Origin of the sequence: Bradyrhizobium sp. CCBAU 45394 (assembly GCF_028128655.1) — a bacterium.
GTDB classification, from domain to species: domain Bacteria; phylum Pseudomonadota; class Alphaproteobacteria; order Rhizobiales; family Xanthobacteraceae; genus Bradyrhizobium; species Bradyrhizobium diazoefficiens.
The window spans coordinates 1-262 of sequence record NZ_LBIX01000024.1 but is presented as its reverse complement, the minus strand read 5'-3'; the positions used below and the strand labels follow the sequence as shown (position 1 = coordinate 262).

Sequence of the window (262 nt, the reverse complement as noted above, 5' to 3'; positions counted from 1 at the left end):
CGGCGGGCATGGTTGGTTGAGGCGGAGGCCCGTTGATTCTTTTTTTTCCGCCCCGCGTTTGCGAGGCGACGATGTTGCAGGAAGGCGTAGGCAATCATTGTCATAAGGGCGTGGCGATGAAGACCTTGCCATGATCGCCCTTCGAAGTGATCAAGTCCAAGTTCCTCCTTCAACTGTTGATGCGCCTGCTCACAAATCCACCGTGCCTTGATGGTGGCGGCCAGCGTGCGCAGATCCGTCATCGCCGGAAGATTGGCGAGAT

The 262-nt window shown here is 57.3% G+C and carries 1 protein-coding gene; it reads right to left on the bottom strand.

Annotated elements, in window-relative coordinates; translation table 11 throughout:
• On the bottom strand, nt 1-262 hold a 262-nt coding region (locus WN73_RS11490), incomplete at both ends, for a transposase (protein ID WP_271552812.1).